Here is a 24,559-nt window from a genome sequence, read left to right as displayed (position 1 = left end):
CGGTGGGACGGGGTCGGCGGGGTGCAGCGGGAGGCCCGGCCCGGGGGTCGTCGTCCCGTCGGTGCGGGTGCGACCGGCGCGACAGGGCGCCACGGGGCGACCGCGAGGGGGTCGCTGCCCGCGTCGCCGCATGCCGGAGCCGTCAGGTCGGGTACTTGCGTGCCGGTGGATCTGGCGGGGTGGCGGCGGGCGTGGCTAGGCTTTCGGGGTTTGCCAGGGCCGGACCTCACCGTCGAGGGTGTACGCACGAGAGAGAGCCGGAGCGATCGCTGTGTCGCGGAAGGACATCGAGCGGGCCGCCGCGCGCTCGCCCGGAACGGACCGGGTGGGCCGGGTGGGGCTGGTCGGTGCCGGTGTCGTCGTCGCGGTCGAGGCGCTGTGGCTGATGCTCGGGCTGCCCGACGGCGCGTTGGTCAGCGATCTGGGTGCGCTCACCGTGGCGGGCTGGGCCGCTATCGCCTGCGCCGCGGCGTCCCGCCGGCATCCGACGGTACGCCGGTTCTGGCTGCTGCTGGCCGCCACGATGGCGATGTCGCTGGCCGGACGGGCACTGTGGACATCGCAGCGGCTGCTCGGTGAGAGCCTGCCGCACACCCTGCCCATTGGTTTGATCTTCGCGGCCAGCCTGGTCACCGGCACCGCCGCGTTGTTCTGCTCGGTCACCGCGCCACGTACCCGGGTGGGTCGAGCGCGGACCCTGCTCGACGGGGTGATCGTCGGGCTGGCGCTGATCCCGATCGGCTGGCTGTTGATCTTCCGCAACGTCAGCCTGGCCGACCTGGACGAGCCACTGCGGACGGCCGGCCTGCTGTACCCGATGTTCGACCTGGTGCAGCTGACCATCCTGATCGCGGTGGTCGGTCCGAGCCGGCCGGTGTGGCGGCCGTTGGCGCTGCTCGGCGCGAGCCTCACGGTCCGGGCGGTGGCCGACACGGTGTACGTGTCGTGGGTGGCCGCCGGCACCTACCAGCCCGGCACTCCGATCGACGTGCTCTGGCCGTTGAGCTACCTGCTGATCGTGGCGGCGACCCGGATGCCCCCGCCCCGGGACCACGGCACCGACGAGGAGGCCGGCGAGGCGCCGTTGCCGCCGTGGTGGCGGGTGGTGCTGCCCTACCTGCCGGTGGGCGGGGCGATCGTGGCGACCATGCTGGCCCGCGACGCCAGCGGCCACACCCCGTTGCCGATCTTCCTGGCGGTGATGGCGTTGCTGGCCACGCTCGCGCTGCGGCAGGGGCTGGCGGCCAACGAGAACCTGCGCCTGGTGATGCAGCTACGCAAGCTCGCCTACGTCGACCAGCTCACCGGGCTGCCGAACCGGCTGGCCTTCACCCGGCGGCTGCGTGGTGCGCTGCGCGGCACCAACCGGGTCGCCGTGCTGTTGTTGGACCTGGACGGGTTCAAGCAGGTGAACGACCGGTTCGGGCACACCACCGGCGACACGCTGCTGTCCGGTCTGTCCCGCCGGATGCGCCGGGCGGTCGGCGACGACGGCCTGATCGCCCGGATCGGTGGGGACGAGTTCGCGGTGCTGGTCACCGACGGGCGACCGTTGGCGCCGGAGCGGCTGGCCGAGCGGCTGCTGAGAGCGCTGCAACCGTCTCCGGGAGAGGAACTGGTCGGGGTGCATCCGTCGGCGAGCATCGGCATCGCCGAGTACGGGCCGCAGCACATCTCCCACACGGATCTGCTGCGCGACGCCGACATCGCCATGTACGCGGCGAAGGCGGCCGGTAAGTCCGCGTACCGGCGGTGCACGCAGGGGCTGCGGGAGTCGGCGGTGAGCCGGGCCGAGCTGATCGCCGACCTGCGGCGGGCCGTCGACGAGGAGCAACTGCACCTGGAGTTCCAACCGCTCGTGGACCTGGCCACCGGGGCGGTACGCAGCGCGGAGGCGCTGGTGCGGTGGCGTCACCCCCGGCTGGGCGTGCTCAGCCCGGCCCGCTTCCTGCCGCTGGCCGAGGAGACCGGGCTGATCCTGCCGATCGACAGATGGGTCATCCACGAGGCGTGCCGGGCGGCGGCCACCTGGCAGGAGACCGTGCCGTCCGCGACGGTGGCGGTGAACATCGCGGCGTCGCACCTGCGCCGGCCCGACCTGATCGCCACGGTCACCGAGGCCACCGCGGGTGCCGGGCTGGCACCCCGGGCGCTGACCCTGGAGCTGACCGAGTCGGCGCTGATCGAGGGCAGCGAGGCGGTGCTGGACCGGCTGGGGCAGCTACGCGAGCTGGGCATCCGGATCGCCATCGACGACTTCGGCACCGGGTACTCGTCGCTGAGTTACCTGCATCGGATCCCGGCGACCGAGTTGAAGATCGACCGTTCGTTCGTGGCCCGGATCCCCGAGGACACCCGGGCGTACGCGACGGTGGAGATGGTGACCCGGCTGGCCGGCGCGTTCGACCTGGGCGTGGTGGCCGAGGGGGTGGAGACCGAGCGGCAGCACGAGGCGGTGGCCGCGATCGGCTGCGCGCAGGGACAGGGCTACCGCTACGGCCGGCCGGCCGGCCTGGCCGAGCTGCGTACGGTCCTGGTGAACTGCGACCCGCCAGGTGTGTCCGGCGTCGCAGAATCGGGCTTGACCCTCACCTAACGGCAGGCGGGACCGTGGTACCCGGAAAGGGGGGAGCCATGGCCCACACGGTTGGTCAGGTGGCGAAGCTCGCCGGCGTGACGGTCCGGACGCTGCACCACTACGACGAGATCGGACTGCTGACGCCGAGCGGGCGCAGCGGCTCGGGATACCGCCGTTACTCCGCGGCGGATCTGGAGCGGTTGCAGCTGATCCGGTACTACCGCGAGCTGGGGTTCCCGTTGGACGAGATCGCCGTGATCCTCGACGACCCGGCGAGCGGCCCGGGAGCGCACCTGCGTCGCCAGCACGAGCTGCTGACGGTGCGGATCAAGCGCCTGCAGGAGATGGTCGCGGCGATCGAATTCGCGATGGAGGCGAGCAAGATGAACATCCAACTGACCCCGCAGGAGCGGTTCGAGGTCTTCGGCGACTTCGACCCGGACGCGCACGCCGAGGAGGCGGAGCAGCGGTGGGGCGGCACCGAGGCGTACCGGGAGTCGAACCGGCGGACGTCGAGCTACCGCAAGGAGGACTGGCAGCGGCTCAAGGCCGAGACCGAGGACTGGGGGCGGCGGATCGTGGCGCTGATGGACTCGGGCGCACCGGCCGACGCGCCGGCGGCCATGGAGCTGGCCGAGGAACACCGGCAGCAGATCAGCCGGTGGTTCTACGAGTGCTCGTACGAGATCCACACCGGGCTGGCCGACCTGTATCTGGCCGACGAACGCTTCACCGCCCACTATGAGGCGATGGCTCCCGGGCTGACGGAGTACCTGGCCGAGGCGATCCACGCCAACGCGATCACCCGTGCCTGATCGGGCGTGCGGACGATGGCGGATCGGGAGAGTATGACTGGCGTCCGCTCTCCCGATCTTCGGAGGTTGCCTTGCTGATCGTCGCCGGCACGCTACAGGTCGACCCCGCTGGGCGGGACGCCTACCTCGCCACCTGCGCGGAGATCGTCCGCCAGGCGCGCGAGGCACCCGGTTGCCTTGGTTTCGCCATCAGTCCCGACCTGGTGGAACCGGGTCGGATCAACGTCTACGAGCGGTGGGAGTCCGAGGAGCAGATGCTCGACTTCCGTGGCTCCGGCCCGGAGCCGGAGCAGCGGGTGGCGATCGTCGAGGCCGAGGTCCACAAGTTCCTGGTCAGCGCGGTCGAATCACCGTGATCGCCCGTCGAGGTGGGCGCGGGGCCGGACGGGTCGGGGAGAACCCGCCCGGCCCCGCGGTCAGCGGCCGGGGGTGCGGGGCGTCGCGGCCGGAACGCTCCCGGCAGGCAAACCGGGAACGGTCACGGTCGGGACGCCACCGGGCCGCTTTGTGATGGCCGCGTCGGGGCGGCTGGTCCGGGTGGTGCCACGCGGGTTCGGGGTGGGGCGGGTGGTCGGCCGCCCGGCACCGCCCGGTGCGCCCGTGGGGCGAGCGCGGTCCTTCGACGCGGCGTCGGCGCAGTACTCGTCGACCTGTCCGGCACCGCCGGCCGCCTCGACCAGTTCGGCGAAGGCCGGGTTCTCCGACGCCTTGCCCGGGTTGGCGGCCCCGGCCGCGTACGCCTGGCACAGGCCCGTCAGCGAGGGCGACGGACTGTCGCCCACGCCGGCCCGGTCAGCCGGTCCGGCCGGGAGCGACGGGGTGGCGGTAGGTGCTGCCGGAGCGTGGGTCGCCGGGCGGGTCGTCGGGTCGACCACCGGGTCGGGTAGCGCGCCGGTACCGGCGGCCAGTGCCACGCCACCGAGCCCGGTGGCGGCGACGACGGTCGCGGCCTTGACGGTGAGCAGCTTCGCCAGCGTGCTCCTGAGCATCGATTCTCTCCGTGGTCGAGATTCGGGGGCGAGATCAGCGGCAGCTCGGAACGCGGCCACCGCCAGATGCTCCCCAGCCATCTCGTCGGGTCGTGCCGGCCCGCGTGCCGCGCGTAGCGGGGCGGCGAGCGGACCGGCCTGGCTCAGGGCGACCGGGTCGGCGTCCAGCAGCCGATCCGCGGTCTTCCTGTCCATGCGGCGAGGTGACGGTCTGCTCATCTCGTCTTCCCTGGCGTCGTTCCGGATCATTTGCGTCACTCATCCGCCGCGAGTCGACGCATCGTGGGCGTGGGCGGGCGTAATCCCGGCGACCTGACCGCCGCTTCCGGTATCGCCAGCACCTCGTCACCAGATTCGCCATCACGTGCCACCGCCACGGGCGGCAGCCATCTCGTCTGCCCGTACGACTGATTGGCGTACCGGTGGCCAGTTGCGTCACAGCCCACCGGAGGGAAGGCGAACGGCGCAGGGTAAACCACCATCTCGTCCGTTTTGCTGCACCGATCGGCTAATTCGACCGCTTATGGCCGTGTCCAGGGTGGTGCCCGCAGCCGTTAACACTGTGACACCCCATCTGGTGGCCTGCGGTTGGTGGCATGCACGGCGAAGGAGTTCGGCGTGGCGAGGACTGATTCGACGGGTTCGACATGGCGGTACCGGTGGGCGCGCCGGCAGAACGAGCGCCGGCTGCGGCTGTTCCGCAGCGCCGAGGGAGGCTGGCGGCGGCGCGACGACGAACTGCGCCGCCTGCGTACGCTCGCCGAGCAGTGTCAGGGCTCGGCCACGGCCGGCGACGGCCTGCCGCTCGAACTGGCCCCCGACGAGGTCGTACTCCGGGTGGTGCCGGCCGCCCAACTGGTGGAGATGCGGCACAACGCCGTGCTGCCCGCCCCCGACCTGACCGTGGGTACGCCCACCGGTCGGCTGCGCCGGCGCCTGCCCGACGGGGTACGGATCACCGACGCCGGTATGGCGGTGATCACCAACCGGCGGCTGGTGCTGCTCGGTGGGCGCGGCCGGCGCGACTGGGCGTACGGCCGGATGACCGGTCTGGCCCACGACCCGCACGCCTCGGTCACCCTGATCCAGGTGCTGGACCGGCGGCGAACCTCCGGCGTGCTGTTGCGCCCCGACGTGGCGGCCGAGTTCCGCTTCGTGCTCACCCTGGCCTTCGCCGACGCCATCGAGCAGCGCCAGGCGGTCATCGACCAGCTCGACGACCTGATCGACGAGCACGTCCGGTTGCGCCCGTCCCGCCCCGGCATCGCCACCCCCGGGCAGGCGCGACTGTCGGCCCTCATCCCCGGCGGCCGGCGTACCGCGGTGGTCGCCGCCGCGCTCGCCGTGATGGTGCCGGTGGCCCTGGCCAACTCCGGCCCGTCCGACCCGACCAGCACCGAGACCGCGGTGGCCGCCCCCGGAGCGCCGGCCGCGACCGGCACCGCGACGACCCCGCGCGCCACCGGCTCCGCGCCGGCACCGCGCGCCACCGGCTCCGTCAAGGCCAGCCCGAAACCCGAGCGGCGCTGCGGCGCCCCCAAGAACCCGATGGGGTACGACTTCTGCGGCGGGAAACGGGTCCGCGAACCCGCCCGCGAGGTGTGCGACCACTTCGACTGCGTGCCCGGCTTCTGGGAGGGACGCGGCTACCTGGTGCAGTGCGAGAACGGCAAGGTCAGCCTGGCCGGCGGCAGCCCCCGGGCCTGCGGCCTGCACGGCGGCGTACGCCGCACCATCACGACCTGACCCACCCGCCCACCACCCGGTACCCCTCCGCGCAACGTTGGGAACGCCAGTGAGACCGCACTATCCCCGAAGGCGCTGGGTGGTGCCGGGTGCGAGGTCGCAGTATCCCCGAAGTTGCTCACGGGCTGCGGGGTGAGGGTGCAGTTTCCCCGAAGGTGCTAGGTGCTGGGTGACGTGCGGCCCCGGCGGCGGGCGACGGGGCACGGTCAGGAAGAGACGGTGGCAGCCTCGGCGGCCAGCCGTTCGGCGCGACGCTGCCCCCACTCGCCCAGCGGGCCGAGCGCCTCGTTCAGTGACCGTCCGTGCTCGGTGAGGGAGTACTCCACTTTGGGCGGGACCTCGCGGTAGACCTCGCGGTGAACCAGGCCGTCCTGCTCCATCTCCCGTAGGTGCTGGATGAGCATCTTTTCGCTGACTCCGGGCAAGCCCCGTTTCAGCTCGCCGAACCGTCGGGTGCCGTAGTTGTCCAACTCCCACAGGATCAGCGACTTCCATTTTCCGGACACCACGTCCATCGCCGCGTCGATCCCGCAGATGTACGGGCCGCACCTCTCACTTGATGCCATGGATCCGCCCTTCCGCTGATCGACCCCTCAATGCTTACCTGGAGGTAAGTATTGAACAAAATAGTGGGTACTTGTCATGCGGTTTGTGGTCGCCAACCCTGGTGATGCCGGCCAGCACGGGGCAGGGCGGCACTGAGGAGTGTCCGATGAGTGGAAACAGCGATCTCCGGCCGGTCACCGTCATCGGTCTCGGGCCGATGGGGCAGGCGATGGCCGCCGCCCTGCTGCGCGCCGGACATCCGGTCACCCTGTGGAACCGCACCCCGAGCCGGGCCGACGCCCTGGTCCGCCGGGGAGCCACCCTGGCGCCGACGCCTGCCGCCGCCGTGGCCGCCAGCGAACTGACAATCCTCAGCCTCACCGACTACCCGGCGATGTACGACATCCTCGGTCCGGTGGCCAGCCAGCCCGGGGCACTGACCGGGCGCACCCTGGTCAACCTCAGCTCCGACACCCCCGACACCTCCCGACAGGCAGCCGAGTGGGCGGCCGGACACGGCGCGCGTCTCGTGACCGGAGGGGTGATGGTGCCGGCCCCCATGGTCGGCACCGCCGAGGCGTACGTCTTCTACAGCGGAGCCGGCGAGGCGTTCCACCACAACGAACCGGTGCTGCGGATCATCGGAGAGCCGAGGTACCTGGGGGCCGATCCAGGGCTGGCCCAACTCTTCTACCAGGCTCACCTCGACGTCTTCCTGACCTGCCTGTCGAGCCTGCTGCACGCCACCGCACTCGTCACGACGGCGGGCGTGCCTCCGGCGGAGTTCCTGCCCGGCGCGCTCACCACCCTCACCGACATCCCGGCGATGATCGGCGACGGGCTGGAGCTGGCGCGGGCACTTGAAGCCGGCGAGCACCCGGGTGAGCTGAGCACGGCACTGATGATGGGCGCCACGGCGGAGCACGTCCTGCGGACCAGCGAAGCGCTGGGTGTCGACGTCGAGCTGCCGAAGGCGGTCAGGTCGCACTACGAGCGGGCGGTGGCGGCCGGCCACGGCGACCAGGACTGGACCGCCCTGTACGAGGTGATCCGGGCCCGGAGCTGACGGGTGCGGTATTTCTCCGGCTGCCCTCCCGGCGCTCACCTCGACCGTCCGCCACCCACCCGGCCCGTCGTGGCGGGGTGACGCCTGGCGTCGCTCAGGGCAGCTCGGCGGCGCGGTCGGCCAGGCGGGACAGGGCGGGCACGGCGACGTGCAGCCGCTCCCGGTCGGTCGCGTCGAGGTCGGCCAGGGCGGCGGCGAGCAGTTCGCGGCGGTACCGCCCGTAGGCGGCGATGCGCCCGTACGCCACCTCGGTCAACGCCAACCGGACGGTACGCCGGTCGGCCGGATCCCGGTCCCGGCGCAGCAGGCCGGCGGTGGTCAGCTCGCCGACCAGGGTGCTCACCGTGTTCGCGGCGGTGCCCAGCCGCGCGGCGGCCTCCCGGACGCTGATCCCGGGCTGGCGCTGCACCAGCCGCAGCACCTCGACCTGCGCGTCCGGCAGGGCGGCCCGGCCGGTCCGCTGCAGGGCCCGACGGCGGAGCACCCGATGCAGGTCGCTGAGGGCGCTGCCGAGCTGGTCGAGCGTCTCGTCGGTCACAGTGCCGCCCCTTCACGCTGCAACACCTCTGTAGGCAGAGCTATCGTAGCCGGACGCCCCCGGCAGCCGGCCACGCCGTGGTGGCGCCGACCGCCGAGGGGAACCGATGCCGCAGACCGACGTGCCCGTACGCCCGCCGGAGCGGATCACCCCACCCACCGGCCGCGCCGCGCTCGGGCTGCTGGTGCTGCTCGGCTCGCTCACCGCGATCGGCCCGCTGTCGCTGGACACCTACCTGCCGGCGTTTCCCGGGATGACCCGCGACCTGGCCGCCAGCCAGGCACAGATCCAGCTCTCCCTGACCACCTGCCTGATCGGCATGGCGCTGGGTCAACTCGTCACCGGCCCGCTCAGCGACCGCTGGGGCCGGCGCCGCCCGGTGCTGGTCGGCGTCGCCGCGTACACCCTGTTGTCGCTGGTCTGCGCCCTCGCGCCGACGGCGGAGACGCTCGCGGTGGCCCGCTTCGCACAGGGTTTCGCCGGTGGCATGGGCACGGTCGTCGCCCGGGCGGTGGTGCGTGACCTGTACTCCGGCCGGGCCGCCGCCAAGTACTTCTCCCGACTCGTCCTGATCTTCGGCATCGCGCCGATGGTCGCTCCCGCCCTCGGCAGCCTGGTGCTCAACGTCGGCAACTGGCGCACCATCTTCGTCGCCCTCGCCCTGGTCGGAGCCCTGCTGGCCACCGCCGTCGCGCTGCGGCTGCCGGAGACCCTGCCCACCACCCGACGCAACGCCGGTGGCCTGGCCGCTACCGCCGCCGCCGGCCGCACCCTGCTCACCGACCGCGTCTACCTCGGGTACGCGCTGACCCAGGGCCTCGCCTTCGCCGGCCTGTTCGCCTACCTCTCCGGTTCGTCGTTCGTCCTCCAGGACGTGTTCGGCCTCTCCGCCGGCACGTTCAGTCTGGTCTTCGGCGCCAACGCCCTCGCCTTCGTCGCCGTCGGTCAGCTCAACGCCCGCCTGCTGGACCGCCACGACCCGCGTCCGCTGCTGGTCAGCGGGCTCGGCATCGGCCTGCTCGCCGCCCTCGCCGTGCTCACCGGGGCACTGCTGAACAACCTGCCAGTGGTCATCGCCGCGCTCTTCGTCTTCCTCGGCTCGCTCGGCCTGGTGATGCCCAACGGGACCGCCCTCGCCCTGGACCGGCACGCCTCCCGCGCCGGCACCGCAGCGGCGCTGCTCGGCGGCATCCAGGCCGTGGTCGCGGCAAGCGCCGCCCCACTCGTCGGGCTCGGCGGCGAGGGCAGCGCGCTCCCGATGGCCGTGGTGCTCAGCGCCGCGGCCGCCGCGTCCCTGCTGATGCTGCTGACCCTCGCCCGCCCCGCCCGCCAGGCAGACACGAATATCTCACCGTGACATGTTGGTCTGAACACGTATGGTCCCCTGGCGGCCGGGTAGCGACCTGCGGGAGGTGACGGCAAGACCCGTGAACCAGGTCGGGTCAGGCTGCGCCGAAGTCGGGGACGGTGATGGTGCCGTCCGCGGCGATCGGGAAGCCCGGATTCCAGGCGATCTCCCAGAGGTGGCCGTCCGGGTCGGTGAAGTAGCCGGCGTACCCGCCGTAGGAGGTGTCGCGGGCCGGTTGGGTGACCACGGCCCCAGCCCGGGCGGCGGCGGCCATCAGCTGATCCACCTCGGCGCGCTCGCGTACGTTGTGGGCCAGCGCGACCCCGGTGAACCCGCCCGCGCCCCGGTCTTCGACACCGGCGTCCCCGGCCAGCGACTGGCGCGACCACAGCACCACGGCGAGCCCGCCGGCCTGGAAGAACACGGTCTGCTCGACCTCCTGGCCCTGCCAGCCGAGCTGCCGGTAGAAGTCGCGGGACCGGGCCAGGTCGGTCACGCCGAGCGTGATCAGACTGAGTCGCTGCTCCATCGCAGCAAGGTAACCCGGATCTGCGACGGCTACCCGAGGGGAACCTGGACGGCGACGTCGTGTCTCGGATAGAGCGAGGCGATCTCGTCGGCGCCGTACTTGTCGCGGAACATCGCCACGACGTGGTCGACCCGATCGGCCTCGGTGATCGGGGTGGCGCTCGAACTCAACGCGGTGCCGTTGACCGCCAGCTGGACCATCGGGGTCTGCCGGACGTTCTTGTACCACTGACTGTCCGAGCCGGTCACCGGCACCAGGAACACGTTGTCGTCCTCCTGTACGAACCACACCGGATGGGTGATCTGCCGCCCGCTCCTGCGGCCGGTCACGGTCAGCTCGACTTCGCGTACGCCATCAAGCGCGTCACCTATCGCGTTGGTCATGGTTTCCCCCGCTGCTCGCCCACGACGTTGCCTCTGCTCGTCAGGCTAGGGACCGACCCCGCTGCGCGGCGCCGGATCCGGCAGCTTCGCCGGGGAAACAGAGAACTCCCGGTGCCGCGCCGGGCGGCACCGGGAGTTCCTGCTCAGGTCAGCTCAGCGGAGCGCCGCCGGGCTGCGCCACGTTGTTCACCGTGAGGGTGTACGGGGCGTACTGCGTGACCTGCTCGGTCGGCTCGTCGTAGGCGACGATCGCGACCACCTTCGGGAACGCGGACAGCAGCGCCGTCTGGATCAGACCGAGGGTGAAGTTCGACTTGCCGTCGACCTCCACCTGGTAGGCCAGCTTGAGCTTCTCGTTGATGCCGACGAAGCGGACGTTCCAGTTCGCCACCGGCGTCGGGTTGATCTCCGACGGCGAGTCGAACGGCTCCAGGCTCGAACCGTCGCTGACCAGCGTGCCGCCGACCGCGATGTCGTCGATCAGCAGACCGCCCTCGTTGACCCCGCCGTCGCTGACGTACCGGAAGCTGACCAGCACGTCCTGCCCGGCGTACGCGGACAGGTCGAACGAGTGCGGCTGGAAGCCGTCGGTGGTGCCGTTCAGCGCCGGGCCGAGCGGACCGGCGACCGTCTCCTCACCGGGGATGACGGTGTAGGTCTCGCCGCCGTCGGTGGAGACGCTCACGTAGCCGTAGTCGTAGCCGGCCTCGGCACCGTACTTCGCCAGGAAGGTCAGTGTCGGGTCGGCGGCCGGCACGGTCACCGGGGTGACCGCCGCGACGTCCAGGCTGTTGCCGTTGCCGGACCACAGCACCGGGTTGCCGCTGCGATCCGGGTCGTCGTTGACGATCTGCCAGGCCAGCGGGACCGGCGGCAGCGTCTTCGCGCCCTGGAACTTGATCGAACGCAGGTCGCCCAGGCCCAGCGGCTTGCCGTTGGCCTTCTGCAGGGTGACGTAGTCGGCGCCGTTGGGTGCCGCGCCGCCGGCCGCGTACGAGGCGGGGTTGGCCAGGTTCACGGTCGCGTCGAGGCTGGCCGTGGTGACCCGGCGCTTGTCCACGCCGAGCATGATGCCCAGCTTGGAGTTGCCGACGATCCGGTCCACCAGGTTCATCGTCTGGTAGTCGTGGATCACCTTGTACATGTCCTTGACGCCCTCGGCCTTCAGCGCCGCCTCAAGGCTGGCGAAGCCCTGCAGCTCACCGTCGCGGTGCAGCCGCGAGATGAAGTCCAGGCCGTAGCGGTCGTACAGGAACAGCACGAACGAGTAGACGTTGCCGTAGTCGGCCAGCACCCCACTCGACGTGCTGCCCTCGTTCCACAGGTTTATCGAGTTCTCCGGGCCACCACAGTCCCGTGGATTCGTGTTGTAGTCCGTCTGGACGATGCCGAAGCCCTGGAAGCAGTAGATGTGGCTGTCCGTGCCCGGCTCGTCGACCCGGGCCGTGGCATCGACGTACCCGGCGAGCGTCTGCACGAAGTCGGAGAGACCCTCGTTCAGCCAGGTCGTCTCGAACGGGTCGGTGTAGTAGTGCGCCAGGTGCTGCCACTCGTGGATGAACGTGCCCTCGTACAGCTGCGGGCGGGCCGGCCGGCTGGTGCACAGGTCGTCGGTCGGCTCGTTCGGTGGGTTCGCGCCGGTGCGGTGCGCCCAGTCGAACGCGTCGACCGTCATGATGTTGCGGTCGAGCAGCTCGTTGAAGAGCGAGAAGTGGAACCCGGCGATGTAGCTGGGGGCGGCCGGGAAGTCGTAGAAGTTGTCGTCGCGTACGTTGTCGACGAGCGTGACCGTCCGGTTGCCGGCACCGGTGAAGTCCCCGTCGATCTGCGCGTTGCTGCCGTCGCGGTCCGGCGGGGTGCTGAACGCGGCGGTCGACTTCGGGTACATGTTGGTGTCGAACTCGTTGACCAGGTTCGCGACCTGCTCGTCGGTGACCACCGTGGAGTTCGGGATCTGCCGGCGGCAGTCACCCTCGGGGAACTCCGTGTCGTTGGCGACCCACACCTCGATGTTGTCGCCCACGCCGCGCAGCGTGTAGTCCTTCAGGTAGATCTCGCCCAGGTAGTCGTCCAGGGCGAGCCACTGCCGCACCGTGCCGACCGGCGGCGTCTCGGCCGCCGCGGCCTTCGACCGGGCCTGGGTACGCGGCTGGTACTGGGTCGGCGCCTCCAGACGCTGGCCGTTGAAGGTGAAGTCCTTGCGGGTCAGCTCCCGGACGTCACTGGCGAGCCCGGTGGCCGGTGCCGGCACCGGCTTGACGGTCGCGGCCTCCGGGGTGGCCGAGGCGGCGGTCGGCTGAGCGATGACGAGTAACGGTAGGACGATGGCGCTGGCTGCTATCCCCGCGAAGCGGCGTCGTGCCACGAAACCTCCTCATAGGTGGAAGACCACCGGCCCGGGGTGGCCCAGGCACCAGTGGATCTACGCACGCTGATCGAGCGTCCCCGTATCCTGTGCACGTCGCTACCGATCAGGCAACCCTCTACCGCCATCGATCAGCAGGAACGATCTGAGTGGCAGCCTTTTGTGGAGATCCGAACCAATTATCGGGAGGTGCTTGATTCGCGTCGACCGGCGGTAGCGGTAGCTACGGGGATCAACCCGGTCAGCTTCGGCGGTTGATGACCGGGAAGGCGACGCCACCGACGCCGATCTGGGCAAAGAGCAGCATCGTGAGCACGATCATCGGCTCGGCACCGAGTGCGACGGCAATGGCCGATGCCGCGGTGAGCGGGAACGCGGCCAGGCCCAGCACGGCCAGGGCGCGGGTCAGCACGGCGTCGTCGCGTTCGTCACCCGTCTGCGTCCAGGCCCGCTCGAACGTCGTCGCGCGATCCGGTCGCTTGCTCAGCCGCCATGCCATCAGCAGGATGGCGAGCAACCCGATCGCCGCTCCCTGAAGGAACCCGGCGCCCATGTTGCCGGGGGCGTGCTCCCGCAGCCCCAGACCAATGGCGATCACCAGCGCCGTGAATGCCAGCAGAACGGCGACGAAGATCATCATGCGTGTCGTGTTGCGACCCTCAGTCGACATGGAAGATCTCCTCAACGTTGCGGTGGAAATGGCGAGCGATGGCGATGGCCAACGGCAGGGAAGGGTCGTAGCGACCGGTCTCGATCGAATTGATCGTCTGTCGGGAGACGTCGAGGACCTGTCCAAGCTCCCGCTGGGACAGGCCCGCAGCCTGCCGAAGCTCGCGAAGGTCGTTCCTCAACCAACACCCCCGGTGTCAAGTGACCTTGTCACGACAAGGATGCTTGACGCCGGGAGGTGATGTCAAGCGTGCTTGTCAACGCCGGCGGGCCGGAATGCTCCGCCGACTACGCCGACTGCCGCGGAAGGCCAGCTGGGTGCAAGTTCGGGGAAGGTGTCCCCTCGCCGCTGCGGGAGGCGACATTTTCCCCGTAGTTGTCAGGAGATCGGTGGGTTGGGGGTGGGAAGTCGTGTCTGTCCGTAGCAACACAGGCTTACGCGGCGATGGCGCGGGCAGCGGCGTACATGTCGGCGGGCAACGGGTTGTGCAGTCGCCACATGATCCGCATCGGCCGGTCGCCGTTGTGCTCCTGGTAGGTCATCGGGCCGGCGTACAGGTAGGCCGGCGCGCCAAGGTCGCGGTCCGGGATCCGGGTCTCGCGCACGAAGAGATGCACCGTGGAGCCGCGTGCGGCGTGGTGGATGTAGCGCTGCCCGGTCGCTGACGCCGACGACGTGGTGCTCTGCGACTCCCACTGGAACAGCGTGTCGGTGATGGCCCGGTCGGCGTACATCGTGGTGGGGGAGTAGTGCTGCTCGGACTTGACCAGGGTGACGAAGAAGATGTCGGCCTTGGCATCCGGCAGCCACTTCACCCCCTCCCGCAGTGAACCCGGGTTCGGCATGCCGAAGGCGGCACACGCCTCGTTGCGGCTGTACCGGGCATGCACGTTGAGCGGCAACCCGTCGACCGGCTGCGTCACCCGGTGGATGCGGTCGCGGAGCACCTCGGCCACCTGCCGCAGCTCCGCGCAGCGCGCCGGCTCGGCCCAGAGCCGGGCCAGCCGTTCCCCGCGTTGGCTCAGTGGTGCGTTCGGCCCCCACAGGTCAAAGTGCAACATGTCCCAGCGCCGCCCGACCTCCGGCCGTTCACCGGCCGCTACCCGGGCCAGCAGGTCGAGCCGGTCCGGGTCGTCCAGGTGCAGCATCCGCCCGATGGCCCGGCCCAACTCGCGGTCGTCCGCCCCGCCCGGCGCAGTTTCCAGCCCGGCGAGCCGCCGCAACCCGGTCCACCCGCCGACGCTCGCCGACCGGTACACGTCCTCGATCTCCACGCCGGCCTCGCGCAGGAACTCGCCCAGGCTCACGTCCCCGAGTAGCCGCAGCTCCTTGACCAGCCCGGTTTTCGAGGTCGGCATGGCTGACCTCAGGTTGGCCAGCACGATGTCCTTGGCGACCCGGTCGAGCTGGATGTGGCAGCCGCTCGGCAGCGACGGGAAATCGTCGCGTACCGCCTCGGTTATCGCGCGGCGGCTGACCCCGGTCAGAGCGCGCCAGCGGAGGTCGAAGCGGAAGTTGGCGTGCTGCCCGCCGATGAAGTCGAGCACGGTCAGGCACGGCTTGTCGTCGTCCAGGCGCAGGCCACGGCCGAGCTGCTGAAGGAAGATCGTGGCGCTCTCGGTGGGCCGCAGCATCAGGATCGTGTCGACCATCGGCAGGTCGACACCCTCGTTGAACAGGTCAACGGTGAACAGCACCTTGACCGTGCCGTCCCTGAACTCCTTGAGCAGCGCCTGCCGCCCGGCCGCGTCGACCCGCGACGTGATCGCCGCCGACCGCACGCCATGCCTGCCGAACCAGTTCGCCATGAACTCGGCGTGCCCGATGCTCACGCAGAACCCGAGCGCCCGCATCCGGTCGACGTCGACGCTGTGCCGTACCGCCCGCAGCACCATCCGCGCCCGCGCGTCGTTGCCGGTGTAGACGCCGTCCAGTTCCGCCGGGTCGTACCCCTGCCCGCGCTTCCACCGAAGCTGCGACAGGTCGACATCGTCGTGCAGCCCGAAATACTGGAACGGCGCGAGCAGTTGCCGCTCCAGCGCCTCCCACAGGTGCAGCTCAACGGCCGCGCGACCATCGAACCACCGCCGCACGTCACCGCCGTCACTGCGGTCGGGCGTCGCCGTCAATCCCAGCAGTACGCGCGGCGTCAGCCGCTCCAGCAGTCGGGCGTACGTCGGCGCTTCCGCGTGATGGAACTCGTCGACAATCACCATGTCGTACGCCTCGGGGTCGATCTCCCGCCGGTGCAGCGACTGGATCGAGGCGAAGACGTGCCGCCAGTGCTGCGGCGCCCGGCCCCCGACGAGCGTCTCGCCGAAGCTACCGTCCCCCATGACCTGCCGGAACGTCGCCAGGCTCTGCCGCAGGATCTGCTCCTGATGCGCCACGAACAACAGCGAGTCGACGGCCTTCTCCCGATGCAGCCTGCGATAGTCCAGCGCCGCCACCACCGTCTTCCCGGTACCGGTGGCCATCACCACCAGGTTCCGCCAGCGCCCGTGCACCTTCCGCTCGGCGTCCAGGTCGGCAAGCACCTCGGCCTGGTACGGGTACGGCCGCACATCCAGGTTGGCGATCTCGGTCGCCGTCTCGTCGCGTCGCTCCCCGCGCAGCGCGGTGCGCAGCCGCTCGGCGTCCCTGCCCGGCTGGTAATCCTCGAACGCCGGATCGTGCCAGTAGTCTTCGAACGTGGCAGTGAACGTGTCGATGACGTACGGCTGCTCGACGTTGGAGATCCTGACGTTCCACTCCAACCCGTCGACAAGCGCCGCCTTCGACAGGTTCGACGACCCGACGTACGCGGTGGTCATGCCGTTGTTGCGGCGGAACAGCCACGCTTTGGCGTGCAGCCGGGTGGTGCGGGTCTCGTAGGAGATCTTGATATCAGCGCCGAGTTCGGCGAGGCGGTCGAGGGCGCGTTGGTCGGTCGCGCCGAGGTAGGTCGTGGTGATGACGCGGAGACAGCCGCCACGGTCGATCAGGTCGCGGATGGCCGGCTCGATGATGCGCAGGCCATGCCATTTGATGAACGCGCAGAGCAGGTCGACCTGGTCGGCGGACGCCATCTCGTGGGTGACCTCGTGGCCGATACGCGGCTGGTGGCGACCGTTGACGAGGAGCGCTCCGGTCGAGAGTGGGGTAGTGGGGCGCGGCGGGAAGACGGGCTGCGCGGGAGGGGTCGGCGGGGCGGCGATGGCGTGGAGCAGGCGCTGGGCATCCGTGATCTGGTCGGCGCTGTCGACCGCGCGCGGCTCGGCCCGGCCGATGTTCTCGGCGATTCGGTTGGCCAACTCAACCTGGCGAGCTAGCTTGTCGTCGCCACCGCCGACGGCGAGCAGCGCCCGCCGTGCCAAGCCTGCGATGTGCCGAGAGAGCACGTCGGGCGCATCGGCCAATTCGATCTTGTCGTGTTGGACCAAGGCCGGGGCAACCTGTCGAAGTCGCTCGGCGAGCTGTTCGGTGATCAAGTGCTCGTAGATGCCTCGGTCAAGGTCGGCCACGCCGGGAACCTAGCAATTCCCGCAGGCGGACGCCGCCCCGCACACGCCGATCGCTTCAGTCATGGCAGGGGTGCCGTTTGCACCTTGTGCCACGTCGGCTCTCCCTCGGTAGGCAAACCATCAGCCGACCTGGGCATACTCTGCCCGGGTCCGCTCGACTGCCGGGAGGCTACCGCATGCCGCAGCGCCGCCATTGGCACGAACTTCCCAAAGAAATAAGCCAACGCGTTGAACATCGGGCTGGCGCTGTCCATGCGGCCTATTCCGTGCCGACTGGTGCCTCCTGCGACCTGGCCGCCGTTATCGACACCGACACCGGCCGAGTCTTCTGCAAGGGCGGCAAGACCGATGGTCCGACCGCCTGGCTCTACCGCAACGAGGCTCGCGTCAACCCGGTGCTACCCGATGTGGCACCCCGTCTGTGCTGGACGATTGAGGCGAAGGGCTGGTTGATACTCGGCTTCGAGTACGTTGCCGGCCGGCACGCCGATCTTGCTCCAGGCTCGCCGGATCTGACTGCGGTCGCGGACCTGCTCGACACCCAGAGCCGTCTCCTGACTCCAAGCCCGCCTGTCCGGGTGCAGCGCTTCGCCGACCGTTGGTGCGGCCTGATCGCTCCCGAACTGGTCGACGGCGACACGCTCCTGCACACCGACATGACGCCGCGTAACTTCCTCGTCGCTGATCGGCTGCGGCTCGTCGACTGGTCCAGCCCGGCGCTTGGCGCGGCGTGGATCGACACCGCCCTCATGCTGGTCCGCCTCGTCCTCGCCGGTCACTCTTCCGCCGACGCCGAGGCATGGGCCGCACAGATCCCGACATGGGCGCACGCCTCCGACGAAGCGCTGCACGCCTTCGCAGACGGGCTGGTGCGCCTGTGGGAACGCAAGCAGCGGTCCGCACCAAGCCCCCACCATGGACCGTTGCTCCGTGCCGCCCGCGAGTGGCGGGACCACCTGGCGACTCGCAAGAGCCGATAGTCGACGGCAACGGACAAGTGCCTATCAGCTAGTCGAGCCGGCCATTCGGCACGCCCCGCTGATTCCGCAACTTCAGGACCACGACGGCTCGTGCGCGGTCACCGAGGAGTAGCCTCCCGGGCATGCCCGTGCCCTTGAGCGACGACCTGCTGGCCGGCTTCACGTCTCCCGTGCCGTACACGGTGGAGGCTGTGGCCGAAGCTCCCCGCGCGCCCGGCGTGCACATGGTCCTCGACGGTGGCACGGTGATCTATGTCGGCCGGACCGGGAACCTGCGCAACCGCCTCCGGCAGCACCTGACCGGCAACCGCGAGTCGTCGGTGCTACACGAGCAGGTCGGCCACCTCCTCGACAAGCAGGGTCCGATTGCGTCAGCGCAGGACATCGCCGACTGGCTGGGCCTGCGCGAGGTCCGATGGCAGGAGACCGACAACCCGGAGGGTACGAAGGAGGCGCTGGTCTTGGCCCTCAAGCCGCGCTTCAACCGTCAGGTGCCGAAGCCGAGGTAGGGCCGGCCGACTTTCGCCAGCCGCCTCCGTGTCCTGGGCGTACGTGTCTCAGGTGGCGCCGAGGGTTGTAGCTGGATCAGCTGGGCGCCGATCGGTCGGTGCGATTTGACACATCGGCTGAACTTATCGGTACCACCGCCCAAGTGAACTGGTCCCTGGGCTGGCTGTTTGATCATGAAACCGGATCCGCCCGGGTGATGGCGTGCCGGTGGGAGGGCCGCGCAGGGTGTTGCTGTGCAACCCGATCCGTCACACTCTCCGGCCAACGGCTATCCGCAGGTGCTGGGCCCGGCTCAATCCGAGCCGCCGACCGCGCCGTGCCCGGCCCCGCCTGCCGGATATCCGCCGCCGGCAGCGCCGCACTCCGGCCCGCCCGCCACCTATCCGCCGCAGTCGGCGGTGCCGTACTCGGGGCCGCCGGCTGCCTACCCGCCCGGGCCCTACGCGCCGCAGTCGCCGGTCGCACCGCAGCAGGCTTACCCGTACCCGGCTCAGCCGATGCCCTATCCGCCGCAGTTCGCTCCGCCCGCGCCGCCGCCCGTCTACACCCGGGAGTACATCGGCGCCGGCTTCCACGTCCTGCACATCACGCTCTCCTTGTTCACCGGAGGGTGCTGGCTGCCGGTGTACGGCCTGCTCTACTACAAGAAGTCGCGCCCGAAGACGGTGACCACCTACGGTCGCTGACCTCATCGAACGGCGTGCATCATGACGTCGGGGGTGGGCCAACGGAAGCAGGGCCGCCCCCAGGAAGCGCGATCCGAAGACGGTGAACGGCTGGATGCCAATCCAGTTCAGCAGGTAGGGGTGTCACGGCGACCGCCGCGTCCTGTAGCAGCCGCAGGTGCCGGTCGTAGCTCGGGTGTGCGGCCAGATGCTCCTTGACGTTCGGAAACGCATGGACCGGGATCCCCGCACCGAGCGCTTCGTTGAGGATGCCGAGCGCGAGGGTGTCGTTGATGCCCTGAGCCCACTTGTTGATCACGTTGAAGGTGGCGGGCACGACGGCGACGGCCGTGGCCGGCGGATGCGGCTCCGGCTCGCCGGGCTTCCGCCATTCCACCCGCACGGGGTAGCCGGTCTGCGCTGCTAGCGCCTCCCGGTCGATCCAGGTCGCGGCGGTCGGGGTGGCGGTGAGACAGACGGTCCAGCCGTCTTCCTGTAGCAGATCAATCAGCTCAGCGATCCGCAGCACCGGAGGCGCTGCGCAAACGACCAGGGCGAGTACGCGTGGCTGGCTCATGCCAGCAGTCCGGCCCGCTCCGCGAGTGGCCGCAGCCCTGGCGTGGCGGTCCGGCGTTCTTTGGCCAACAGGTCTAGCAGGAGCGTGCGGGCCTGCACGTTCGCGTAGACCATTTCGGCGGCCACCCGCTCAGCTTCGAGCAGGTGTAACACGGAAATCGACCTGTCGCCGGACGACATCAGCGCTGCCGCCGCCAGGTCGACGTGCACCTGTGCCCTTCGGCCAACCAGCACGATGGGCAGTCGCGACGTGTCGAGCCGAGCACCAATCTCCATGGCCTGGTCCGGGTTACCCGCGCGCACGGCGGCCGATACCGCGTGAATGACGACGTTCGTTGGGCCGAAGCCGGTCCACAGCCGGTTGCGGTCGGCGCCCAACGTCGTTGCCAGCCGTTCGGCACGCGTGAGGAAGTAGCCCGCTTGCTTCGTGTCGCCCTGCGCAGCAGTCATGACGGCAGCAAGAAGTAGTAGCGCTCCCTGAGCGGAGAGCAGGTCAGGGTCGGAGGTTGAAGCAGCCGAAGCCAATGAGTCGATGCTGGTTCGTGCCACCTGCTCGGCTTCTACCGATCTTCCGGGCTGCCCCATCAAACCGCATGCCGCCTGGTAGGCGGCAACAGCAGCAAGCGCCCGATCGTCGGCCAGACGTGCGGCGGTGGACGCCCGGTCAGCCGTCAACAGGGTTGCCTCACCGTCACCCACCTTGGCCGCGAGCTTGGATGCGGCGATGTAGGCAGCGGCGAGCAGCCGAAATGCACTGGTGCGGTGTATGCCGGCGGCGCTGCTGGTCAGGGCCGTCGCATGGCTGAGCACATCCGGCATCAGGCGGGCCGCCGACGTGTAGCTCGCTCGCTGGTAGAGGTTGTGCACTCTGCCCACAGCGCGCCGGACCTCGGGCAGCGGTGGTGCCGGTCGTGCTGAGTCCGTCAGGTAGGTGCTGAGGAAGGTCCGAAGGCCGTTCAAGAGATCAGACCTAGCGGCGGCGGAAACGGGATCACGCTCCATGTCCCTCACGGCCTGCCCTCGATGCGCTGCCACTGACACGTCGACGAGCATGTCGTCGAGCTGTTCGAGCGTAACGCGCAACGCGGAAGCAATGCGGGTGCGATGCCACGGCTGCGGGTCCGTCTCCGCGTTTTCCCAGCGCACCACAGTGGACCGCTCCACGCCGAGAAGGTCGGCCAGACGCTCCTGGCTGTATCCGAGCGCCTTACGCCGCTGGCAGAGTCGGTGTCGCTTCAAGGCCACGCCCGACCTCCCTCCGCTTTGGCGTCACTTTAATAACCCTGCGTCGACCACGCGGGTACGCAGATGCCTCATTTCTGCGTCACGCAGGCCTCTCCGGCGCTGTAGTCCCTGCTCATGTGCTCGCCGAGGCTGGACACGAGGCCCGGGGCGGGTGCTGGGCTCCGGCGGTGCCGACCCCCGACGGTGCGCCGTCCCCGCCCGCCCCGGTGCCGCAACCACAGCAGGGGAGGGACATGGATTCGATTGACGAGGTGCTCGGCGAGCTGCCGATGCCGCCGTACGTGACAGCAGAGGATGTCGGTTTCGCGGTGCGGGCGGTGACCGTACACGCTGCGGAGCAGTGGCCCGAGGGGCCGCGCTGCCGGAACGACCGTGCGCCGCATCCGTGCCGGCTGCACCGTTGGGGGCGGCGGGTGCTGGATCGGCGCGGCCTCAGCGACAGGCAGGTGCGGGCGCTCATCGCCGAGCAGGAGGCACCGCGGCGATGATCTACCTGTCCGGGGAACGCCTACAGTCGCATCACGTCCGCGCCGCCGAGTTCGACAGGCGCTGGCGGGGCCTGGACCCCGCCCAGGTGTACGACTATCTCGATCGGGTCGCCGACGAGCTGGCCCGGCTGCACCGGGAGTTGACCACGGCGAACACCGAGTCGGAGCGGATCCGGCAGGCGTTGCGGCAGTGGCAGTCCCGGCACACCGAGTGTCGACCCCACGGGCATGCGGCAGGGGAGCGCAGGTGACCGGGGCGGCTGGCGACCACGCGGTGATGGGCGAGGTTGCCGCGAGCTTCCGGGCCGGGCTGGAGGCGTACTGCCCGGGGCTGCTGCCGGAACGGGCGACGGCGCTCGTCGTCGCCGCGCTGGCCCGCCTGGTCAGCGGTGGTGGTGACCGGGCCGGGCGGCTGGCGTTGCTGGCGGTGCTCGGCCGGGTCCACCGCCGGTACCGGCTGTGCCCCGAGCACGGCCCGCTCATCGGTGCCGCGCTGGCACCTGTGGCACCACGGCTGTGCCCGCAACAGGTCGGCTGGGAGCGACGCTGGCGCCGGGCCTGGGCGCTGATCGAGCGCGCCGCCGGGCGGATGGGCGACGGGCCGGCGTTCTGGCCCGCCGAGGTGGTCGGCCGCGACCTGGCCGCTGACGGCATCGCCATCCTGACGGTACGCCCGTGGCGGCGGCTGCCGTTCCGCCCCGGCCAGGCGGTGCCGGTCTGCCTGCCGCAGCATCCCGGCCGCTGGCGCTGGTACTGCCCGGCCAACGCTCCACGCCTCGACGGCACCGTCGAGCTGCACGTCCGCGCGGTCCCCGCCGGCACCGTCTCCCGCACCCTCGTCCATGAGGTACGCCCCGACGACCTGCTCCACCTCGGCCCACCCGTCGACATCGGCCTGAGCCTGCCCACCGCTCCGGAGCCGTCCCCTCCTGGCGGCCCTGCCGAGGCGGCATCCGCCAGGGCTGAGCCGGCCAAGGCGGGACGAACCACTGCCCGGGATCTGCTGCTGGTGGCCGGCGGTACCGGGCTGGCCCCGCTGCGCGCCCTGGTCGAGCAGGTCGCCACCGCACCGGCTGGTCGCCGGGTGACCCTGATCGTCGGCGCACGCACCATCGCCGACCTCTACGACGCGATCACCCTGGACAAGCTCGACCAGGCACACCCCTGGCTGACCGTCGTGCCAGCGTTGTCACACGACCCGTTCGCCGCCCCCGCCGAACAGGGCGACGCCCTGACCGTCGCGCTCAACCACTACCGCCCCTACCAGCACGTCTACGTCTGCGGCCCGCCCGCAATGCTCAGCCTCGCCCGCCACCAACTCCCTGCCACCGGGATACCCGCCGAGCGGCTCCACCTGCCCACTCTTACTTGACGGAAAGCGAGCCACCTCGCCTCCGTCAAGTCCGCGCTCCCGCGATCAAGCAGTTGTGGCTTCCGAAAAGGGATGTTGTTTCCTTTTTACTTGGTGCCACAACTGCATGATCGACGAGGTCGCAGGGGCGGCCTTGGAGAATGGGCGGCGTCCATAGAGGTCGCGTACGTTGGGCGCATGGGATTGACGGGTGATTACGAGCCGAGCGCGTTGGAGTGGGTCCGCGAGCAGGTCGATCAGATCGTGCGTAACGGCACGACCGACGGCGTCACGATCGCCGGCCGGCCCATCGTGCTGATGACCTACCGGGGCGCCAAGACCGGCAAGCTCCGCAAGACGCCGGTGATGCGGGTCGAGCACGACGGACACTTTGCGGCCGTCGCATCGATGGGAGGCGCACCCAAAAACCCGCAGTGGTACGCCGCCCTGGTCGCCGATCCGGTGATCGAGCTTCAGGACGGGACAAAGACCGGGGAGTACCGGGCCCGTGAGGTGTTCGGCGACGAGAAGGCCGTCTGGTGGCGCCGGGCGGTCGAGGCGTACCCGGACTATGCCGACTATCAGCGCAAGACCGACCGCCAGATCCCCGTCTTCGTCCTCGAACCGGTCCCAGCGGCACCCTGAGCAGTCGCTGGGTGCTCCGGCGGGCACTGGGCTGCGTTCTCTGATACCTGGACACCGTCGTCTGCCGGTGCGTCAGCCACGACGCCACGGCCGCCAGCCGGGATGTTGCCCTCGGCTGCTGTCGAGCTGAGCCGTTCGCGCTATCGGGATCCTCGACCGCCGTAGCGGCAGGCCGACCGAGGGTCGTGCCCCCTGAGGCGTCCCGGGCCGGACGGGCTCGACCTCATGGCATCGACGAGCGGTCGCTCGACTCGTTGACGCCCTCAGCTCGACAGGACCCGTACCTACAGGACTGTCTGCTCAGTCACCGGATCATGGTCGCTCCCTGACCGTCCGGCCACACCCGCAGTCGCCTACCCGACAACTCGTGGCCTCAGGAACCTGAGGTGAGCAGCATCGACAAGCTGACACGACGTGGGGAGGCCAAAGAATGACCGATCCGTACCCGAGCCAACAGCCGCATCAAGTGGCTGCACCGGCGAGTCCGAACCAGCAGGATCCACCTACCGAACTCGGACATCCCCAGCCACCGATGAACGGCTGGGACAAGCGCAGCAAGCTGCCCGCCATTCTTGCCGTCGCCAGCATGGCTGTGGCTCTGATCGCTGTCGCCGTGGCCGCCCTCGTCTGGGTTAGCAGCAGGGACAGTCTGACTTTGGAAACGGCCCAACGGGAATGTCGGACCGCCCTGGAGCGCGAGGCAAAGAGGCGGGCAGGTCAAGCTGGGCCGGATGGGATCCTGGTGTCCCTAAACGACGTGGAGTTGCAGGAATCGTGGGAGACGGATTCGGGCTTTGCCGTCAATGGCGCTGCCCGCTACACGCTCACGAGTACACTGCTGCCGCAGGTCAGCCAGTCGGTAAGTCTGACGTGTGAAGCGACGACGGTGGATGGGCAGGTCGTGACGACAGTGAAGAACCGGCTCTGAATCCGGAGCGACGTCTGCGGCGGCCAGCCGTACACGAATGTCCGTGGCGGGCTCTAGCATGGGCGGGGTTTGAGTTGGCCGGTCAGGGGTGGGCA

The 24,559-nt window shown here is 70.1% G+C and carries 25 protein-coding genes; 14 read left to right on the top strand and 11 right to left on the bottom strand.

Annotation, left to right across the window (positions count from 1 at the left end; genetic code table 11):
* The first annotated feature begins 271 nt into the window (after positions 1 to 271).
* The 3 genes from O7605_RS14510 (at position 272) to O7605_RS14500 (ending at position 3,749) form a co-directional block, all read left to right on the top strand.
* Complete coding sequence (locus O7605_RS14510) at positions 272 to 2,596, top strand: putative bifunctional diguanylate cyclase/phosphodiesterase (RefSeq protein ID WP_269739680.1); 2,325 nt, start codon at positions 272 to 274, stop codon at positions 2,594 to 2,596.
* 38 nt (positions 2,597 to 2,634) lie between these two features.
* A complete protein-coding gene (locus tag O7605_RS14505; RefSeq protein WP_269739679.1) occupies positions 2,635 to 3,393 on the top strand; it encodes a MerR family transcriptional regulator in 759 nt (252 codons plus the stop codon).
* 71 nt (positions 3,394 to 3,464) lie between these two features.
* A complete protein-coding gene (locus O7605_RS14500; RefSeq protein ID WP_269739678.1) occupies positions 3,465 to 3,749 on the top strand; it encodes a putative quinol monooxygenase in 285 nt (94 codons plus the stop codon).
* A 60-nt stretch (positions 3,750 to 3,809) separates the two neighbouring features.
* Here the strand turns inward: O7605_RS14500 and O7605_RS14495 are convergent, their stop codons facing one another.
* The gene (locus O7605_RS14495; protein ID WP_269739677.1) at positions 3,810 to 4,577 is read right to left on the bottom strand and encodes a hypothetical protein; all 768 of its coding nucleotides are present in this window, start codon (positions 4,575 to 4,577) and stop codon (positions 3,810 to 3,812) included.
* Between the two features lie 423 nt (positions 4,578 to 5,000).
* On the opposite strand from O7605_RS14495, the gene O7605_RS14490 reads away from it, so the two are divergent.
* Positions 5,001 to 6,128, top strand: a complete 1,128-nt coding sequence (locus O7605_RS14490) for a hypothetical protein (RefSeq protein WP_269739676.1) — start codon at positions 5,001 to 5,003, stop codon at positions 6,126 to 6,128.
* Between the two features lie 206 nt (positions 6,129 to 6,334).
* Here the strand turns inward: O7605_RS14490 and O7605_RS14485 are convergent, their stop codons facing one another.
* Positions 6,335 to 6,694 carry a winged helix-turn-helix transcriptional regulator gene (locus O7605_RS14485; protein ID WP_269739675.1) on the bottom strand — a complete coding sequence of 120 codons (360 nt, stop codon included), beginning with the start codon at positions 6,692 to 6,694 and terminating at the stop codon, positions 6,335 to 6,337.
* Between the two features lie 146 nt (positions 6,695 to 6,840).
* On the opposite strand from O7605_RS14485, the gene O7605_RS14480 reads away from it, so the two are divergent.
* Positions 6,841 to 7,740, top strand: coding sequence for an NAD(P)-dependent oxidoreductase (locus O7605_RS14480; protein WP_269739674.1), 900 nt, complete (start codon positions 6,841 to 6,843; stop codon positions 7,738 to 7,740).
* A 94-nt stretch (positions 7,741 to 7,834) separates the two neighbouring features.
* Here the strand turns inward: O7605_RS14480 and O7605_RS14475 are convergent, their stop codons facing one another.
* Positions 7,835 to 8,278 (bottom strand): winged helix-turn-helix domain-containing protein, encoded by a 444-nt coding sequence (locus tag O7605_RS14475; RefSeq protein ID WP_269739673.1) that lies wholly within the window; start codon positions 8,276 to 8,278, stop codon positions 7,835 to 7,837.
* Positions 8,279 to 8,384: 106 nt separating this feature from the next.
* Between O7605_RS14475 and O7605_RS14470 the strand changes: the two genes are divergently transcribed.
* Positions 8,385 to 9,635: a multidrug effflux MFS transporter gene (locus O7605_RS14470; RefSeq protein ID WP_269739672.1), complete on the top strand. Its 1,251-nt coding sequence runs from the start codon at positions 8,385 to 8,387 to the stop codon at positions 9,633 to 9,635.
* An 85-nt stretch (positions 9,636 to 9,720) separates the two neighbouring features.
* Here O7605_RS14470 and O7605_RS14465 read toward each other — a convergent pair whose 3' ends face one another.
* The 6 genes from O7605_RS14465 to O7605_RS14440 all read right to left on the bottom strand — a co-directional run bounded on the left by O7605_RS14465 (position 9,721) and on the right by O7605_RS14440 (position 17,076).
* Positions 9,721 to 10,155 carry a VOC family protein gene (locus tag O7605_RS14465; RefSeq protein WP_269739671.1) on the bottom strand — a complete coding sequence of 145 codons (435 nt, stop codon included), beginning with the start codon at positions 10,153 to 10,155 and terminating at the stop codon, positions 9,721 to 9,723.
* Between the two features lie 29 nt (positions 10,156 to 10,184).
* Complete coding sequence (locus tag O7605_RS14460; RefSeq protein WP_269739670.1) at positions 10,185 to 10,538, bottom strand: nitroreductase/quinone reductase family protein; 354 nt, start codon at positions 10,536 to 10,538, stop codon at positions 10,185 to 10,187.
* Positions 10,539 to 10,686: 148 nt separating this feature from the next.
* Positions 10,687 to 12,903, bottom strand: a complete 2,217-nt coding sequence (locus O7605_RS14455) for a choice-of-anchor J domain-containing protein (protein WP_269739669.1) — start codon at positions 12,901 to 12,903, stop codon at positions 10,687 to 10,689.
* A 241-nt stretch (positions 12,904 to 13,144) separates the two neighbouring features.
* Entirely contained in the window at positions 13,145 to 13,573 is a 429-nt protein-coding gene (locus tag O7605_RS14450; RefSeq protein ID WP_269739668.1) for a hypothetical protein, read from the bottom strand.
* Positions 13,563 to 13,754: a helix-turn-helix transcriptional regulator gene (locus O7605_RS14445; RefSeq protein ID WP_269739667.1), complete on the bottom strand. Its 192-nt coding sequence runs from the start codon at positions 13,752 to 13,754 to the stop codon at positions 13,563 to 13,565. Before O7605_RS14445 ends, O7605_RS14450 begins: the two co-directional genes overlap by 11 nt.
* Positions 13,755 to 14,007: 253 nt before the next feature.
* Entirely contained in the window at positions 14,008 to 17,076 is a 3,069-nt protein-coding gene (locus O7605_RS14440) for a DUF3427 domain-containing protein (RefSeq protein ID WP_269739666.1), read from the bottom strand.
* Positions 17,077 to 17,252: 176 nt separating this feature from the next.
* On the opposite strand from O7605_RS14440, the gene O7605_RS14435 reads away from it, so the two are divergent.
* From O7605_RS14435 to O7605_RS14425, 3 genes are all read left to right on the top strand, one after another.
* Entirely contained in the window at positions 17,253 to 18,056 is an 804-nt protein-coding gene (locus O7605_RS14435; RefSeq protein WP_269739665.1) for a hypothetical protein, read from the top strand.
* A 122-nt stretch (positions 18,057 to 18,178) separates the two neighbouring features.
* Complete coding sequence (locus O7605_RS14430) at positions 18,179 to 18,565, top strand: GIY-YIG nuclease family protein (protein ID WP_269739664.1); 387 nt, start codon at positions 18,179 to 18,181, stop codon at positions 18,563 to 18,565.
* A gap of 234 nt (positions 18,566 to 18,799) precedes the next feature.
* Positions 18,800 to 19,252 (top strand): hypothetical protein, encoded by a 453-nt coding sequence (locus O7605_RS14425; RefSeq protein ID WP_269739663.1) that lies wholly within the window; start codon positions 18,800 to 18,802, stop codon positions 19,250 to 19,252.
* A 19-nt stretch (positions 19,253 to 19,271) separates the two neighbouring features.
* Here the strand turns inward: O7605_RS14425 and O7605_RS14420 are convergent, their stop codons facing one another.
* The gene (locus O7605_RS14420) at positions 19,272 to 19,808 is read right to left on the bottom strand and encodes a flavoprotein (RefSeq protein WP_269739662.1); all 537 of its coding nucleotides are present in this window, start codon (positions 19,806 to 19,808) and stop codon (positions 19,272 to 19,274) included.
* Complete coding sequence (locus O7605_RS14415) at positions 19,805 to 21,052, bottom strand: helix-turn-helix transcriptional regulator (RefSeq protein ID WP_269739661.1); 1,248 nt, start codon at positions 21,050 to 21,052, stop codon at positions 19,805 to 19,807. The genes O7605_RS14420 and O7605_RS14415 overlap by 4 nt, the downstream gene beginning before the upstream one ends.
* Before the next feature lie 233 nt (positions 21,053 to 21,285).
* Between O7605_RS14415 and O7605_RS14410 the strand changes: the two genes are divergently transcribed.
* The 5 genes from O7605_RS14410 to O7605_RS14390 all read left to right on the top strand — a co-directional run bounded on the left by O7605_RS14410 (position 21,286) and on the right by O7605_RS14390 (position 24,464).
* Positions 21,286 to 21,540, top strand: a complete 255-nt coding sequence (locus O7605_RS14410) for a hypothetical protein (protein WP_269739660.1) — start codon at positions 21,286 to 21,288, stop codon at positions 21,538 to 21,540.
* Positions 21,537 to 21,791, top strand: a complete 255-nt coding sequence (locus O7605_RS14405; protein WP_269739659.1) for a DivIVA domain-containing protein — start codon at positions 21,537 to 21,539, stop codon at positions 21,789 to 21,791. The genes O7605_RS14410 and O7605_RS14405 overlap by 4 nt, the downstream gene beginning before the upstream one ends.
* The gene (locus O7605_RS14400) at positions 21,788 to 22,912 is read left to right on the top strand and encodes an FAD-binding oxidoreductase (RefSeq protein ID WP_269739658.1); all 1,125 of its coding nucleotides are present in this window, start codon (positions 21,788 to 21,790) and stop codon (positions 22,910 to 22,912) included. The genes O7605_RS14405 and O7605_RS14400 overlap by 4 nt, the downstream gene beginning before the upstream one ends.
* Before the next feature lie 177 nt (positions 22,913 to 23,089).
* The gene (locus tag O7605_RS14395) at positions 23,090 to 23,536 is read left to right on the top strand and encodes a nitroreductase family deazaflavin-dependent oxidoreductase (protein ID WP_269739657.1); all 447 of its coding nucleotides are present in this window, start codon (positions 23,090 to 23,092) and stop codon (positions 23,534 to 23,536) included.
* Between the two features lie 430 nt (positions 23,537 to 23,966).
* Positions 23,967 to 24,464, top strand: a complete 498-nt coding sequence (locus O7605_RS14390) for a hypothetical protein (RefSeq protein ID WP_269739656.1) — start codon at positions 23,967 to 23,969, stop codon at positions 24,462 to 24,464.
* The last annotated feature ends 95 nt before the right edge of the window (positions 24,465 to 24,559 follow it).

This window comes from Verrucosispora sp. WMMA2121 (assembly GCF_027460185.1).
Classification (GTDB): domain Bacteria; phylum Actinomycetota; class Actinomycetes; order Mycobacteriales; family Micromonosporaceae; genus Micromonospora; species Micromonospora palythoicola.
Note: the sequence above shows the minus strand (reverse complement) of the source record. Positions and strands in the feature narration are given on the sequence as shown.